This window comes from Pseudomonas sp. IB20, from assembly GCF_009707325.1.
In the GTDB taxonomy this organism is placed as follows: domain Bacteria; phylum Pseudomonadota; class Gammaproteobacteria; order Pseudomonadales; family Pseudomonadaceae; genus Aquipseudomonas.
In genome coordinates this window covers 3,310,988-3,325,645 of sequence record NZ_CP046103.1, presented here as the reverse complement: position 1 = coordinate 3,325,645, position 14,658 = coordinate 3,310,988, and the positions used below count along the sequence as shown (strand labels likewise).

Genomic DNA, 14,658 nt, shown 5'->3' with positions numbered 1-14,658 from the left:
CGTATGGGGGCTTTGACGAAAGCTGAGATGGCGGAACGTCTGTACGAAGAGCTGGGTCTGAACAAACGCGAAGCCAAGGAATTGGTCGAGCTGTTTTTTGAAGAAATCAGGCACGCTCTGGAAGACAACGAGCAGGTCAAATTGTCCGGTTTTGGAAACTTTGACCTGCGTGACAAACGCCAGCGGCCTGGCCGCAATCCAAAAACGGGAGAAGAAATCCCGATCACGGCTCGCCGTGTGGTCACCTTTCGTCCAGGGCAGAAGTTGAAGGCCCGAGTTGAGGCTTATGCTGGAACCAAGTCATAACGACGAGCTACCCGTCATCCCAGGCAAACGCTACTTCACCATTGGTGAAGTCAGCGAGCTCTGTGCGGTCAAACCGCACGTGCTGCGCTATTGGGAGCAGGAGTTTCCTCAACTCAACCCCGTCAAACGCACCGGGAACCGTCGGTATTATCAGCGCCAGGATGTGCTGATGATCCGACAGATCCGTGCGTTGCTGTACGACCAGGGGTTCACCATCAGCGGCGCACGCCAGCGTATGTCCGGTGATGAAGCCAAAGACGACACCACCCAATACAAGCAAATGATCCGTCAGATGATCTCCGAACTCGAAGATGTGCTGGTTGTTCTGAAGAAGTGATACAAGCTTTTAAAATACTTCCACATTTCAAAAGCTTGCGGTATATTCCGGATCGCTTCGTAGCGAAGCGAACCCAGTAACACGCCTAGTCGGGGCGTAGCGCAGTCCGGTAGCGCACTAGCATGGGGTGCTAGGGGTAGAGTGTTCGAATCACTCCGTCCAGACCATTATTCCTGAGTAAAATCAGACACTTGAGCCGATCAGATAGATCGGCTTTTTTGTGTCTGCGCCACCGCCCTCTGCTGTCTTGAGTGCGGCGTCGATCTTTGCGTCAAGCTGCCAGCCCAAGAACTCGCCATACGGGTCAGGCGCAACAACTTCACGCAACAACCCCTCCAGCACATCCACCCGCCGCTCCAAGGCCTTGCGACGAGTTCCACATTCCAAAAGGCTGGCTGTGCGCTCACAAACCAGCTCATCCGCTGCGGTCAGGCGCTGTTGCATATCCTGCCCGTTGCGCAATTCTGCCTCGCGCTGCTGCTCCAGGCTTTCGACCTGTTCGTCGCGCTGGTTGAGCAGCAGTTGCAGGGCGTCACGCTCGGCGGTTACGCGGTCGTGATCGGCGCCCAGAACTACGTTGATTCGGCCCAGGGTTTCCAAGATATTTCCGCTGGATTTCCGTACTGGGCGTCCTCGCTGCAGTTGTTGTCTTCGTATTTGCTAGCCTGCAAATTTTTACCGGCATGGCGCCAGCGACAGATCTGATTCGACCACTCATCGCAGCGGTCGCATTTGGGTGGGCTTTCACGCAGTCGACTAAGGTCTGAGCCTGACCAAGGTTTTACTCAGATTTGTTGGGTTATTCGTCTTCTTCGGCGTTCATTTGGAGCGATTCGGCGAAGCCTGCTTGCCGTAATTTGCGCGCCACGTTTTCCGATATCTCGAATCCGTGGCGCTTAATTTCGAAGTAAGTGGCGGAATTCTCGGCGCCCAGCGAGTGTGCATTGGCGATCAGTCGCCAGATAGTAGATCGGTCCTTCGTTTCGCCCATTTCGGCGGTGAGCACTGCCAGCCGGTCACGCATTCCCTTGCGGAAGTAGTGTCGGATGATGTCGGACGGCCCTTTTACTTTCGGCGGCACCGGCGGCAGATCCTCGGCCCGGCCATTCAGCACCAGCAGTTGCACCGCCTCGCTGACCTCTTCGATTTCATGCCAGCGCATCAGCTCTTCGATCATCTGCCGGGTGCCGTACGGGACCGTGTGCCGCAATTCCTGCTCGCCCAGTTCCTGCCGCTTCTCGGCAAGCTTGGCTGTGCGTTCCTTCTGTTCGGCAGCCATGGCCTACCTCTTCTATTCCGCTGGCCGGCAGTGCGAGCCAGGTTTGACGTTTGCGTTGCTGGATGCGGGTCATGCGGCGCATTTGGTCCGGCCCGGCTTTGCCTTTGGGTAGTCGATGCCATGGGCCGCAATAATCCGCTCAAATGCTTTCGCGCCCATGGCCAGCCTCCCCAGGCACTGGCGTCGGGTCAGGCCAAGCTCCAGAAATGCTCGAATTCGCTCAGCGTATTTTGCATCGCTGGCTTCATCCGCTCGCCGGGGCGGAACGTCCAAGTGCCCACGGCCGAATCTGATTCTCGACTGGGTTGTTATCTATGGGTACAGCCCCATCGTCCAGGTAGCGCGTCAGCGCTACCCAGCGTTTAAGGCTGTAATCCAAGGCTTTGGCCGTTGCTGAGCCGTTGGGTAAGTGGCAACCGGTTTAATCACGCAAGGCGTGATGGCCGGATGCATACGATGTTCTTCCGTGCCCTGCGCAGCAGTGCCTGTGTCTCGGTAAGTTCATCCTCGAGCAGAGAGCATTGGTGCTTGTACATTTCCAGGGGCGTAGGGCATCCAATCCACGCAGAGGTGTCTTCGTCAATGTGGTGCATGTTGAGGTAATCAGAGCGCTGTATGCACGCACAGTAATCGAGGTTTGACCTTGGCGCGATTTGAGGCGACGAGAGGCGGTCAGTCAGGAGTCATGAGGACGGCTAGGGTCAGCTTGATGAACTCTTCGTTCTCGTCGATTGTGTGCAGCGCGCCGCGGACGTTCTCTGCCACATCAGCAGAGCCGCGCTGCTCAACCCAATTCGAGAGTTCCATGATGGAGGCCTCAAGGGCGAGTTGGTTTTCGTAGAGTTTTGAAAGTAGGGAAGGGATCAAATCTGAGTTCGGCATTGGTGTTCCTCCAGAGAGTGAACAGCGTAGCATTTGGTACTGCTAACCCCGCTCTAAAATTATGAATGTCCGCCCTCGTCCAAAAGCAGTCGCTCGCCATTAGCTCCTTCGGACCCGTTATAGCCGTTCGCACTCTGTGAGAGATCTGACTTAGCGATGGCCTGCTTTTGTTTAAATGCGCCCTCAATCTTGCAGTCCGGTAGCGCACTAGCATGGGGTGCTAGGGGTAGAGTGTTCGAATCACTCCGTCCAGACCATTATTCCTGAGTAAAATCAGACACTTGAGCCGATCAGATAGATCGGCTTTTTTGTGTCTGCGCAAAATTGGCGCAAAACTACCCGGTGATTTCGCTGATATTCAGGTCCGGAATCGCCTCCGACCAGATAATTTTCTCGTGGTCTCGCTGGTAGTACAGACATTACCAATGGGGACAACGACGGCAAACCAGAGTCGACCCGATACCTGTGGCGCTCGGGGATCCGCAAGACGCTGGATGACCAGGTGAGTGGGGCGCTGACAGTGGCACAGGAACTGCTTGATGCAGAGTGAAACCTTTGCTGCGTAGCACGTTGCTGTAGCAGCGAAATAGGTGTAAACCTATTTCAGGACTAGACAGCCTAAAAATATTCACCGCTTTTTGGATGCCTACCCACTTTCGAGAAAATGTGCCGTATGTTTTCATAGAACGTGAGGGTCAGTCATCTGAAGCTTCGCTGAGGCTTCTTCATATATCTGAATCGCCCCGTATTCTCTAGACACCTTGCAAGCTCATTGCGTAACGCTTTTCAAACTCTACCGGTGACAGCTGATTGTTTAAACCATGGCGGCGTTTTACGTTGTAGAACATCTCGATGTAATCGAACACATCACTACGAGCATCTTCCCGCGTGGTGTAGATTTTTCGCTTGATCCGTTCCCGTTTCAGAAGCTGGAAGAAGCTCTAGGCCACGGCGTTGTCATGACAGTTGCCTCGGCGACTCATACTGGCAACCAAATTGTTCGCCTTCAAAAAACTGCGCCAATCGGAGCTGCTGTACTGGCTACCTTGGTCGGAGTAAACCATCACCTCCTGCTTCGGTTTACGCCTCCAAACCGCCATCAATGACGATGACAGTTGCCTCGGCGACTCATACTGGCAACCAAATTGTTCGCCTTCAAAAAACTGCGCCAATCGGAGCTGCTGTACTGGCTACCTTGGTCGGAGTAAACCATCACCTCCTGCTTCGGTTTACGCCTCCAAACCGCCATCAATGACGCATCAATGGCCAAATCACTGGTCATCTGCGACTTCATTGACCAGCCGACGACCTGACGAGAAAACAGATCCAGCACCACCGCCAAATACAGCCAACCTTCATACGTTCGAATGTAGGTGATATCGGTGACCCAAACTTTATTGGGTTCTACGACATCGAACTGGCGCTTCAGTAAATTGGGTGAAGCGACCGCTGGCTTACCGCCGTACTTGCCAGGGCGGCGTCGATAGCCTGTCTGAGAGCGCAGACCTTCAAGACGCATCAGCCTCGCCACACGGTGCCGACCACAATCCTCACCGACCTCGCGCAGATCGTCATGGATTTTGCGATAGCCATAAACGCCGCCTCTTTCCAGCCACGAATGCTTGATCAAACCTAGCAGTCTCTGGTCGTCTTTGGCGCTTGCAGATTGCGGCTCAGACATCCAGGCGTAATAACCGCTGGGATAGACTTTCAGCGTCAGGCAAAGCCGTCGAATCGAATAGTCGCCAACGCGCTGCTTGATAAAGGCGTACTTCAGCCGCACTCCTTGGCAAAGTACGCGGCGGCCTTTTTAATATGTCTCGCTCTTCAGTGACGCGCTTGAGTTCCGCTCGCAGGCGACGCAGTTCAGCGGTAAGCTGCCAGCGAACACACCTTCAGAAATCCGGAATTAAGGGCGATGGTGTCCGCCTATTTTTAAGCGGACGATCACCCCTATAGCCAGGATTTCCATGCGCCAACGAAGCTCCTATCCCCAACCCTTCAAGGCCCAGGTCGTGCAGGAATGTCTGAAACCCGGTGCCTCAGTTTGGGTCAGGCGTTTTCGGCGATGCCAAGATGACCACCGCGCTGCTCGACCGCATCACCCACCACTGCGAAATCCTAGAAACCGGCAATGACTCGTTCCGCTTCAAACAGCGCAAGAAACAGATGAAAACCACGTAGCCGACTGGAAAGTTTTGGACGCTGTTACCTGGAAACTATTGGGCGCTGATTGACACCCAGTGGCCACGGCGCGGCACCACTTGTTGGGTGGCGTTGGTGATTTCCACATCGCCGCCCAGGTCGCGGGTGTCCAGGCTCACCCAGTTCACCCGGTAGGGCTGGGCGTTGGGGATTACCGCGTAGCCGTTGTAGCCGGTCTCTACACCGCTGTAGCTGCTGATTTTTGCCCCGGAGATACCCGGCACTTCGGCCAGCGCGAAGGTCTCGCTGACGGTCTGCCCCAGGTTGATGCCGCCTGCGTGAGCGACCACGGAGCCTGCGAGGTTGAGGTTCTGTGAGTTGTAGCCCTGGCCCTGGCTGTAGCCGAGGCTGACGTCCGCTACCGAGGTGCGGCTGTTGATATTCGCCGAGCCGGAATCGCCGCTGGTGTCGCTGTGGCCGGCCTGTACCGAATAGAACGTGTCGCTGGTGTCGGCGACGTAACCATTGATGCCCGCCTGGGTGGTGGTGTCGCCATGCTGCCGGCTGGTGGTGACAAACGCCCGTGGCGCGCGGGCCTGGCTGCCCAGCGGGAAGGAAATCGACAGGTTCACCTGGGTGTCGCTGCTCGGCTGGCCAAAGGTGACGATTTGCTTGGTGCGCGTCACGCCGAGGTTGTAGCTCAGGTCGCCCCAGTTGCTGGTGTAGCCGGCGGAAAAACTCTGCGAGCCGCCGCGGTTCCAGTAGCGCTGGTCGCTGGCGTTCACGTACACGCTGCCGAACTCGCTGTTGCGCCCGATACTCTGGTTGATGGTCAGGTCGGTGCGGGTTTTCGAATGGCCGGTGCGCACGCGCACATCCTGGCTGCTGTCTTCGACATGGTCGGTGAGGGTGCGGTAGCCCTCGGTGGAGTAGCGGTACGCGGCCAGGGTGAAGTTGGTGTCGGTGCCGGTAAAGGTTTTTGCATACAGCGCCCGCACGCTGCTGCCCTGGGTGGTTTTGCCCTGCGCCTTGCTGGAGGAGTGAGTGGTGTCCAGCGAGAAGGCGCCGAACGAGGTGTTCTTACCGGCGCCGATGGACAGCGCGTTGTAGTCCTCGCTGGTCTGCAAGCCGACAATCGCGCTGAGGTTGCTGGTCAAGCCGTAGGCCAGGGTGCCGCTGAGAAAACGCGGAGTCGCCAGGCCGTCCGCGTTGCTTTTGAACGTGCCCGCCGAGAGGCTGTACTTCACCTGACCTTCACGCACCATGATCGGCAAACTGGAAAACGCCTGCATCGTCACGCGGCGCGTGCCGTCGGCTTCGATCACGGTGATTTGCAGGTCGCCGTTGGAGCCGCTGGGGTAGATGTCGTTGATCTCGAACGGCCCCGGTGCGACGTTGGCGGTGTAGAGGATGTAGTCGTTCTGGCGGATTTCCACTGTCGCGTTGGTCTGCGCCACGCCACGGATCACCGGCGCATAACCGCGCTCGCTGTCGGCACGCATGCCGTCATCGGAGGCGAGCTTGAGGCCGCGATAACGCACGCTGTCGAACAGGTCGGTGTCGGAGAAAATCTCACCGGCGCTGAACTGGCCCTTGATCGCAGTCACGTCGTGCTGCAAGTAAGTGCGGTTGCTGGTGTAGGTGTTCGAACGCCCGGTGCCGCCGCTCAGGTTCGACTCGTTGCGCAAGCGCCAGGCACCCAGGTTGATGCCGTTGCGCAGGCCGAGGTTATTCGAGATGCGGGTTTTGTAGTCGCCTGCAGTGCGGCTGCTGTTGAGCTGGTAGTTGACGAACGCGGCGGGCACGCCTTCATCCCATAACTGCGGGTCGACGTAACCGCGCAGGCCACGCTGCATGGCCACTTGCGGGATGCTCGCCATCAAGCGCAGGCGGCTGCTGTCGTAGCGCACGCTGGCGTCCTCGATCATCTCAGCGAGGGCGTAGCAATCCTGCGGCTGCTGCGGGTCGATTTTGCCTTCGGCCTGCAAACGGTGCATGTCAACGCCCAACTGCTTGAGCAAATCGAGGGTCAGGCAGGCTTCGACCCGGCCGTTTTTCGGGTTGCGCTTGAAGTCGATGTCGCGCCGGCCCACCAGTACTTCGTTGCTGTACAGGTCGACGCGGTAGTTGCCCGGCAGCACGCTGTTGGCCGAGAGCAACTGCTGCAAATCGACCGATGACTGCGAGCCTTGCAAAAAGGTGGTGTTGAAGGTTTCCGCAGCCTCGTCCGCCATTGCCCAGGCCGGCAGGCTGGCGGCAATCGCAAGCGACAGCGTCTTCAACTTCAGTGCGCCACGCGCGGGCCTGTTACTGGAAAGAAAAGACATGCGAAGACCTGTGACATCCCTGATTGGCGAACAGGCGGGCACGCAAACACGCACGCGAAGTGAGCCTGTGGGTTAGAGAAAAGGCTTAGGGTTTGAGGCGTGATTCAGTCGCGTGCGCGGCGACGCCTGACAGGGGCGCGGTGTAGTGGTTCTGCGCGCCGTAGTCATTGATGCTGGAAAACGACAGTTGCACCGAGCCAGCCGCGGGTGGCGTCTTGAGCGGGAACTGTTTTTCCTCGCCGGGCGCGATCATGGTCGAATCGCTGGCCAGCTGCGCCTGCACCTTAATGTCGGCCATGGACACGTGGTACAGCGTCGGGTTTTTCACCTGCAACAGGGTCTGTGCGCCGTGCTTGGCCAGCGACCATTCAAGCTGTGCAGGGGCCTGCAACGCACTGCCGGTGAGGCCAGCAGGGCGGTAAAAAATCTTGATGCGTTGGCGGATGGCCAACTGCAAGGTGTTCTCGGCCTCACTGGCCTTGGGGATTTCCTGCACATTCAGCCACACCACCGACTCGCGGTCCGTGGGCATGCCGGTGCCTTCGTACAAGATGCGCAGCAGTTGCTGTTCCTTGACGAATACGCGGGCCAATGGCGGGGTGACGGCAAACGGTGCGCGGCTGGCGCTGGCGTCGTTCATGTCGACCCAGGATTGAATCAACACATCCTGGTTGCCGTTGCGCACGGTGATGTTGGCTTCTTTGTGGTCGCCATCAAATACGATACGGGTGGCGTTCAATGAAATGCTGGCGGCGGCCTGGGTAGCCATAAGCATGCCCAGCAGCCCCAGGCTTGCGGCGATATAACGAGGCAGCATGAGGGTTATCCGGTGTAATCAAAGAGAATGGCGAGGCCGTTTGGCCTCGCGCGATCGGTGCTCGGGGCGCCGAGTTACTCGTATTGCAGGATGAACGGCAGGGTGGCATCACCGCGACCGGCGGTGGATGCACCGGCGGCACCCGTGGTGACGTAGGCAGCCGCGAAGCTCAGGGTGGCGTCGCCGCCCGCAGTGCCTTGGCCGTGCATGGCGCTTTCAATGCGTGCGGTGCTTGTCGAGCTGAGGTCGATCAAGGTGCCTGTGCTGTCGAGCAGGGCGATACCGACGTTTTGCGCGGTAGCCGAACCTGGGTTCAGGGCCAATACTTTCTTGCCGTTGACCAGACCCGAACCGCCATTGTTGGCATCAAAGATCATCGCGACTTTGGTGCCCTGGTTGCAGTTGACGTTCAGGTTGAAGTCTTTGGCGGTCACACGGCCGGCGGTTGGGTTTTCCGCAGTGCCCATGTCCTTGATCGAAACGTTGCCCATGTCCACCGAAATAGTGCGGTCAGAGTTGGCGCCGTCTACCGAGCAGGCGTCGTTGTTGATCACGCCGGTGAAGGTGATTTTACCGCTGCCGCCCAGGGTAGGCGTCGGTACCGGATCAACGGCAAATGCACTGCCGGAAGCGGCGATAATGGCCGAGGCGATAACAGCCAGGGAAAACTTCTTCATGATGATGTCCGTAAGTGTTAGTTGGAAAATGCTGTTGTTGAACTGCGAGGAAAGAATAAGAGGCGAGGCGCTGCGAGCGAATAAGACGATTCTTATAAGCCGCGCTATAGACGGGTTAGTTGCACCGCAAGGCAGGTGGGGAACCAGCAAATAAAGGGCCAAGCCATTGCCTGGGAATGGCTTGCACGTTGTGCTTAGTTGAAGATGTTGCGCGCCAGGCAATAGGCGAGAAGGTCCTGGTCGCTGCTCACTTCCAGTTTGCGCATGGCGGATATTTTTTGTGCACTGATGGTCTTTGAACTGCGGTTCTGGCTGCGTGCAATATCACTCACGCTCATGCCGGAAATAAACAAACGCAGGATCTCGAACTCTTTGGGCGACAAGCTGGTAAAACGCTCGTCGATGGCCGTGAGGGTCTCGATCACCGAGGTCTTGGGCGGCTCCAGGCTGCGATAGGCGCTCTGTTGTGCAATGGCCTTGAGTGCCAGTTGAATCTCGGTGTGCAACTGGCTTTTCTGGATGATGCCGACCACGCCCAGCTCTTGCAGGCGAGTGAGGATAAGGTGATTGGAGATCATCGTCAGGATCAGGATCTGCACCTGCGGAAAATGCCGTTTCAGGTACTCCACCAGCTTCAGGCCATCACCATAGGGCGAGTCGCCCGGCATGTTGTAGTCGGTGATCACAATGTCGGCGCCCTGATGCTGCAACAGCTCGATCAGGCCCGCCGAACATACCGCTTCGCCCACGACTTGAAAGCGTGTGTCGCGCTCCACCAGCTCGCGTACCCCAAGCAGCACGATTGGGTGATCGTCCGCGATAACCACGTTGAATTTTTTCATAAAGGGCCGTCCGTAGTGCCAGTTCAAGTGAGGGAAGTGTGCCCGGGCTGGAGAGTTTCCAGGACGGCCGACAGTCGCTGCATCACAGTCTTCACCTTGAGCTCAAGTGAAGTGTCGAGGCTGCCGCGGTTCAATGCGCTTTCCAGTTCGATGCAGGCCTGGGCCAAGTCGAGCGCCTGCACCGCGCCCAAAGCGCCGGAGGCCGAATGCAGCAGCTGGCCGAGGGTGCGCGCGTCGCGCTGCGCCAGTGCCGCGCCGATCCGCTGCAAATCCTGCTGCACGCTGCTGATGAACAGCGGGCGCATCTTGTCCGACAGCTGCACGCTGTCGTCGAACGTCTCGGGCGGTGGTTCCACCGGTGGCTTGACTTTGCACTGCTTGACCAACTGCGCGCGCAAGGTTTGCAGACTCAAAGGTTTGACGATCCAGGCATTCATGCCCACCGCCAGGCAGCGCACGCCTTCTTCGCGCATGGCGTTGGCGGTTACGCCGATAATCGGCAACTGCCGGTCATGCGCCCTGAGGGCCTTGGTCAGTTCATAGCCATTCATCAAGGGCATGTTCACGTCAGTCAGCACCAGGTCGAACGCCTGAGGTTGCCACAGCTGCAGCGCCTGTTCACCGTTGGCCGCAAGGGTCACCGAGCAGCCGAGCGCCTCCAGTTGTTCCTTGATGATCGCCTGGTTGACTGGATTATCCTCCGCCACCAGGATGCGCAGCCCCAGCCGCCCTGCGCTTTGCGGTAGGGCGGCCGGCGGATGCTCGTGCTTGTCGTGCTGCGCCAACGACACGGTGGCGGCAATGGCGCGCACGTCGTGCATGTCCACAACCCAGCCCTGTTTCGTGTGCCGTGGCGGGGTGTGTGCGCCCGGCAGGCACAGCACGCGTTGGCCGGGCCAGGGGCGGGCGGGCTCATTGGGCAGCACATCGACCAGCACCGCGTGGCGGCTGTCCTGTTCGGGCGTGGACGCCGCCAGGGCTGCCGTAATACCCAAACGATTGAGCCAGTCACACAGCGACTGCGCCAACTCACGCACCGGCGCCTGCACATACACAGGCGTTGGGCTGGGTTCGATCAGCGGTGTGTTGGTCAGGGCACCGCTGCACAACGGCAGGCGTATTTTCAGGGTAAAGCTGCTGCCCAGGCCCGGTTCGCTGACCACCTTGATTTCACCGTCCATCATCTGCGCCAGCCAGCGGCAAATCGACAGCCCCAGCCCGGCGCCGCCTTCACTGGCGGTGTCCGGTGCCTGGTAAAACACGTCGAACAGCTTGGCCTGCTGCGTTTCGGGAATGCCCACACCGGAGTCTGTGACCTGCCATTCGAGGTCGACGTTGTCGGCGTCGAATGTGGTCACTCTGGCGCGAATGACCACGCGTCCGATATCGGTGAACTTGATGGCGTTGCTCACCAGGTTATTGAGGATCTGGCGGATACGCATCGGGTCGCCCATTACACAGTCCGGCAGCTGCGGATCGATGCAGCTATAGAGTTGCAAACCCTTACGCTGGGCGAAGGCGGCGTAGGTGTGCAACGTGTCTTCGAGCATGTCCAGCGGGCAGAACTCCACGGCTTCAATCGCCATTTGCCCGGCCTCGATTTTCGATACGTCCAGCACATCGCTGATCAACTGGAACAGCGTGGCGGAGGAACGCTGGATCGTATGCAGGTAAGTTTGCTGATGGGGGTCCAGGTCGGTCAGGCCGAGCAGTTCCAGCGTGCCGAGCACGCCATACAACGGGGTGCGAATTTCATGACTCATGGTCGCCAGGAACAGCGTCTTGGCCTTGTTGGCGGCATCGGCGGCGCGGCGGGCGTCCTCCAAGGTCTGGGCGTCGTCGATATGCCGAGAGATGTCGTTGAACGCATACAGGCGCACGTCCTCGGCCTGATAACGGGTGGAGACAAAGCCGACTTGCAAGTGCCGGCCTTCGATCTCAAGGTGCGTTTCGCCGCTCTCGGCGCTGTCGTGCATACCGGCCAGGGTGGCCACCAGGTGTGCAGTGCCCGGCCATTGCTGGGCGCGTTGGTTCTCGATCAACACCTTGGCGTCGCTGCGCCGTACCACACACAAACCGGTGGGGGCGGTGTCGATAATCACGCGGCTGAACGCCACGCTTTCGGCAATCCGTTCGTGGGCCAGGCGCGCCGGCGCGATAACCTGGCGCCGGTACCAGCGGCTGCCGGCCCAGCCCAGGGTAATCAGGCTGCCGAGCAGCAGCGCCAGGGTGCTCAACGGCCACAAAGCCGAATGAAAGAAGTGTGAGTAGTTCAGGCCATAGATCGCGCTCCAGGGCTGGGCGCCCGCCTGGGTAATCTTGAATTCAAAGCCGTCTGCGTTGAAGTGCACGCCATCGCTGAGCGGCGCTCCCACTTCGGGGCCGATCAACCGGTTGCCATCGGGGGCAATCAGGGTAAAGCGGTCAAATGCCGAGTGTTCCAGGGCGCGTTGCACGTCGTCGACCTGAGCCATGTCGAGCAGGGTGCCGACCACCGCCTGGCCCTGGCCGTCGAGGGGCAGGCCGATGTAAGCCAGCAGGTGCTCGGACCCGGGGCCTGCCTGCCAGTAAACGCGGTTCTGTTCCAGTGGTTGTGGCGTCTGCTCAAGGGTTTGTTGCACTGCGTTAACCAGCGCCACCAAGTTGCCGGTTTCCTCGGTGCTTTCCCGGCGCTGGTAGCCCACCGACGGTACGGTGATGGCGTAGTTCGCCTGGCGATTGAGCAGAAAGGTTTGCGGCGCCTCATACGGCGATGACGACCAGAAGGCGCTGAAATAACTAGTTAGGTGCGCGCCCAGGGCAAATATCTGCGGCCGGGTGGCGGGGCTGACCTGTTGTTCATCGAATTTGACGCTGAACGGTACCGAAAACGAATACTTCTGGCCTTCGTACAGCGTGCGGTGGTTGTCGACCATGCGGCTTTTCAGGCTGACATGAACCTTGGTGGCGCGCAGCAGTTCGGCCTGGATGCCCGGGTGTGTCAGGCTCTTGAGGTACGACTCCTGTTCCGCCAGGTTCTCCATCAGGCGCGCGAAATGAAAGCGTGTCGCGCCGTAGCGGGTTTCGACCCCGCGTTGCAGTGACCAGTAGTTGGTCAACACCAACAGTAACGCGATACCGAGCAGCACCATCAGCCCTTTGTTCAGGCGCAATGAGCTGCGGGTAAAGGCTTCGAGGACCGCATTGTTGTGCTTCATCAGGGGTTTCCGCAAGCGCAGGATAAATCGGCACAGGATGGAGCTTACTCCTTACTATCGAACAGATAATCCCTGGCCGCCAACTAGTGAGATGTCGCGGGGCCATCATTGTTCAGTAGTTGTTGAAATTGTTCAGAAGAAACCGCGTGAGAAATCAGGAAACCCTGCACCTGATTGCAGTCAATCTTGCGCAGCAGGGCCAGTTGCTGCGGTGTCTCGACACCTTCGGCGACCACGGTCAGGCCGAGTTTGCGGCCCAGCGCGATAATGCTCGCCAACGCCTGGGCCATCCCTTCGTTGTCGTGGCAGCCCTGCACCAGCGACTGGTCGATCTTCAATTCGGTAAACGGCGTGGACACAAGATTCAGGTACGAGCTGTAGCCCTTGCCGAAATCATCCTGCGACAGGCCGAAGCCCTTGATGCGCAGGCGGCAGGCGCCGGCGTAGAAGTTGCTGATGTCCTGGGGCACCGAGCATTCCATCAGCTCGAAGCAGATCATTCCCGGGATGCCGTCGTGGTGCAGCACAAATTCCAGCAGGCGGTCGGCCAGGTCGTGGCTGTTGAGCAGGTGGGTGGGCAGGTTGATCGATACCGGGATTTCGTAGCCACGCTGGCGCCAGCGTTCCTGGGCGTGGATCGCCTGCTTGAGCACCACCCACAATAGTCGCTCCTCAGCTGAATGCGATGAAGTGCGCCCCAAAAGTTGGACAGCTAATGGTTAGGCTACCGCGGACCGGGTTCTGTAAGCCACAGGGCTCAGTCCGCCAAGCTTCGTTTTGATTCGCTTATGGTTGTAGTAATGGATGTACTTATCCAGCCCGGCCTGCAGCTGAGCAACGCTGTCGAAGCTTTCCCGATAGTAAAACTCCGACTTCAGGGTACCGTCGTCGTTGACTTGCTCCAGCGGCAAAGTGAAGGAAAAGCTGCTGCCCAGGCCCGGTTCGCTGACCACCCGCAAGGTGCCGTTCATCAAGTGCATCAGGCGCTTGCAGATCGACAAACCCAGGCCGCTGCCGGCGACCACATTCGCATTACCGCTGACCTGGAAGAACGGCTCGAACAGGTACCGCTGGTCCTCCTCGGCGATGCCCTTACCGGTGTCGACTACCTGCCACTGCAACATCGTGCGCTCGCCTTCACGGCTTTCCAGGCGCACACGCAAGACAATCCGGCCGCTTTCGGTGAATTTCAGCGCGTTGTTCAGCAGGTTATTCAGGATCTGGCGGATGCGTGTGACATCCCCGCGCACGTGGTCGGGCAACTGCGGGTCGAGGCAGGCGAACAACTGCAGGCCCTTGCTTTGGGCGGCGCCTGCGTAGCCCTGGATCACTTCCTGCACCAACTCGATCGGTGAGAACGTGCTGAACTCAAGGGACAGTTGCCCCGCCTCGATTTTCGACACGTCCAGCACATCGCAGATCATTTGCAGCAAGTTCGCCGACGAGCCTTCGATGGCATTCAGGTAGCCGCGCTGCTGGCTGTTAAGGTCGGTGCGCGCAAGCAATTCCAGTGTGCCCAGCACGCCATACAACGGCGTGCGGATCTCATGGCTCATGGTTGCCAGGAACAGGGTCTTGGCCTCATTCGCCGCGTCCGCCAGCGTGCGCGCCTGCTGCAAGGCCAACTCCACCTGCTTGCGTTCGGTGATGTCGCTGAAGGCGCAGATCAGCACCTCCTCACGCTGGTAACGGGTTGGCGCGAAACTCAGGTACAGGTGACGACCGTCGGCCATTTTCAGCTCGTCGGTGCTGCTTTGTTCCGACTCATCGAACGCGCGGCGAATCCAGCCGTGGCACAGTTGCTGGCGCTCGTGGCCGTTGCCCAGCCATTGTCGGGACAGGGGGTTTT

The 14,658-nt window shown here is 58.8% G+C and carries 10 protein-coding genes, 1 tRNA gene and 7 pseudogenes; 4 read left to right on the top strand and 14 right to left on the bottom strand.

Annotated features, from left to right (window positions below):
- Nucleotides 1–3: 3 nt before the first annotated feature.
- The 3 genes from ihfA to GJU48_RS15285 all read left to right on the top strand — a co-directional run bounded on the left by ihfA (nucleotide 4) and on the right by GJU48_RS15285 (nucleotide 810).
- Nucleotides 4–306 (top strand): integration host factor subunit alpha, encoded by a 303-nt coding sequence (gene ihfA / locus GJU48_RS15295; protein ID WP_002553164.1) that lies wholly within the window; start codon nucleotides 4–6, stop codon nucleotides 304–306.
- Nucleotides 287–643 (top strand): MerR family transcriptional regulator, encoded by a 357-nt coding sequence (locus GJU48_RS15290; RefSeq protein ID WP_003219935.1) that lies wholly within the window; start codon nucleotides 287–289, stop codon nucleotides 641–643. The genes ihfA and GJU48_RS15290 overlap by 20 nt, the downstream gene beginning before the upstream one ends.
- A gap of 90 nt (nucleotides 644–733) precedes the next feature.
- A tRNA-Pro gene (locus GJU48_RS15285) sits at nucleotides 734–810 on the top strand.
- Between the two features lie 16 nt (nucleotides 811–826).
- On the opposite strand, the gene GJU48_RS15280 is transcribed toward GJU48_RS15285, so the two are convergent.
- From GJU48_RS15280 to GJU48_RS15255, 6 genes and pseudogenes are all read right to left on the bottom strand, one after another.
- Nucleotides 827–1,243 carry a hypothetical protein gene (locus GJU48_RS15280; protein ID WP_155296033.1) on the bottom strand — a complete coding sequence of 139 codons (417 nt, stop codon included), beginning with the start codon at nucleotides 1,241–1,243 and terminating at the stop codon, nucleotides 827–829.
- Nucleotides 1,244–1,442: 199 nt separating this feature from the next.
- The gene (locus GJU48_RS15275) at nucleotides 1,443–1,922 is read right to left on the bottom strand and encodes a hypothetical protein (RefSeq protein WP_094953493.1); all 480 of its coding nucleotides are present in this window, start codon (nucleotides 1,920–1,922) and stop codon (nucleotides 1,443–1,445) included.
- Nucleotides 1,923–2,184: 262 nt separating this feature from the next.
- Nucleotides 2,185–2,331, bottom strand: a pseudogene (locus tag GJU48_RS15270) (IS66 family transposase); the annotation flags it as partial.
- 263 nt (nucleotides 2,332–2,594) lie between these two features.
- Entirely contained in the window at nucleotides 2,595–2,804 is a 210-nt protein-coding gene (locus GJU48_RS15265) for a hypothetical protein (RefSeq protein WP_094953858.1), read from the bottom strand.
- 752 nt (nucleotides 2,805–3,556) lie between these two features.
- A pseudogene (locus tag GJU48_RS15260) lies at nucleotides 3,557–3,919 on the bottom strand (IS3 family transposase); the annotation flags it as partial.
- Nucleotides 3,913–4,675 (bottom strand): annotated as a pseudogene (locus tag GJU48_RS15255) (IS3 family transposase); the annotation flags it as partial. The pseudogenes GJU48_RS15260 and GJU48_RS15255, both read right to left, overlap by 7 nt.
- A 181-nt stretch (nucleotides 4,676–4,856) precedes the next feature.
- Between GJU48_RS15255 and GJU48_RS15250 the strand changes: the two are divergent.
- Nucleotides 4,857–4,988 (top strand): annotated as a pseudogene (locus GJU48_RS15250) (ATP-binding protein); the annotation flags it as partial.
- Nucleotides 4,989–5,023: 35 nt separating this feature from the next.
- Here the strand turns inward: GJU48_RS15250 and GJU48_RS15245 are convergent.
- The 8 genes and pseudogenes from GJU48_RS15245 to GJU48_RS15215 form a co-directional block, all read right to left on the bottom strand.
- Nucleotides 5,024–7,276, bottom strand: a complete 2,253-nt coding sequence (locus tag GJU48_RS15245; RefSeq protein ID WP_256671153.1) for a fimbria/pilus outer membrane usher protein — start codon at nucleotides 7,274–7,276, stop codon at nucleotides 5,024–5,026.
- Nucleotides 7,277–7,361: 85 nt separating this feature from the next.
- The gene (locus GJU48_RS15240) at nucleotides 7,362–8,093 is read right to left on the bottom strand and encodes a fimbrial biogenesis chaperone (protein ID WP_094953714.1); all 732 of its coding nucleotides are present in this window, start codon (nucleotides 8,091–8,093) and stop codon (nucleotides 7,362–7,364) included.
- A gap of 74 nt (nucleotides 8,094–8,167) precedes the next feature.
- Nucleotides 8,168–8,770: a fimbrial protein gene (locus tag GJU48_RS15235; protein ID WP_094953713.1), complete on the bottom strand. Its 603-nt coding sequence runs from the start codon at nucleotides 8,768–8,770 to the stop codon at nucleotides 8,168–8,170.
- 194 nt (nucleotides 8,771–8,964) lie between these two features.
- Complete coding sequence (locus GJU48_RS15230) at nucleotides 8,965–9,612, bottom strand: response regulator (protein WP_094953712.1); 648 nt, start codon at nucleotides 9,610–9,612, stop codon at nucleotides 8,965–8,967.
- A 23-nt stretch (nucleotides 9,613–9,635) separates the two neighbouring features.
- Entirely contained in the window at nucleotides 9,636–12,809 is a 3,174-nt protein-coding gene (locus tag GJU48_RS15225) for a hybrid sensor histidine kinase/response regulator (protein WP_094953711.1), read from the bottom strand.
- A gap of 83 nt (nucleotides 12,810–12,892) precedes the next feature.
- Nucleotides 12,893–13,483 (bottom strand): annotated as a pseudogene (locus GJU48_RS15220) (EAL domain-containing protein); the annotation flags it as partial.
- Between the two features lie 45 nt (nucleotides 13,484–13,528).
- Nucleotides 13,529–13,693: pseudogene (locus GJU48_RS25325) on the bottom strand (IS3 family transposase); the annotation flags it as partial.
- A gap of 27 nt (nucleotides 13,694–13,720) precedes the next feature.
- Nucleotides 13,721–14,542 (bottom strand): annotated as a pseudogene (locus GJU48_RS15215) (ATP-binding protein); the annotation flags it as partial.
- Nucleotides 14,543–14,658 lie beyond the last annotated feature (116 nt).

Bases quoted from the DNA above. Each gene is read 5' to 3' on its own strand.
- GJU48_RS15275 (WP_094953493.1), bottom strand. From the start codon at position 1,922: ATGGCTGCCGAACAGAAGGAACGCACAGCCAAGCTTGCCGAGAAGCGG.
- GJU48_RS15225 (WP_094953711.1), bottom strand. From the start codon at position 12,809: ATGAAGCACAACAATGCGGTCCTCGAAGCCTTTACCCGCAGCTCATTG.
- GJU48_RS15290 (WP_003219935.1), top strand. From the start codon at position 287: ATGCTGGAACCAAGTCATAACGACGAGCTACCCGTCATCCCAGGCAAA.
- GJU48_RS15230 (WP_094953712.1), bottom strand. From the start codon at position 9,612: ATGAAAAAATTCAACGTGGTTATCGCGGACGATCACCCAATCGTGCTG.
- GJU48_RS15240 (WP_094953714.1), bottom strand. From the start codon at position 8,093: ATGCTGCCTCGTTATATCGCCGCAAGCCTGGGGCTGCTGGGCATGCTT.
- GJU48_RS15245 (WP_256671153.1), bottom strand. From the start codon at position 7,276: ATGTCTTTTCTTTCCAGTAACAGGCCCGCGCGTGGCGCACTGAAGTTG.
- GJU48_RS15235 (WP_094953713.1), bottom strand. From the start codon at position 8,770: ATGAAGAAGTTTTCCCTGGCTGTTATCGCCTCGGCCATTATCGCCGCT.
- GJU48_RS15265 (WP_094953858.1), bottom strand. From the start codon at position 2,804: ATGCCGAACTCAGATTTGATCCCTTCCCTACTTTCAAAACTCTACGAA.
- ihfA (WP_002553164.1), top strand. From the start codon at position 4: ATGGGGGCTTTGACGAAAGCTGAGATGGCGGAACGTCTGTACGAAGAG.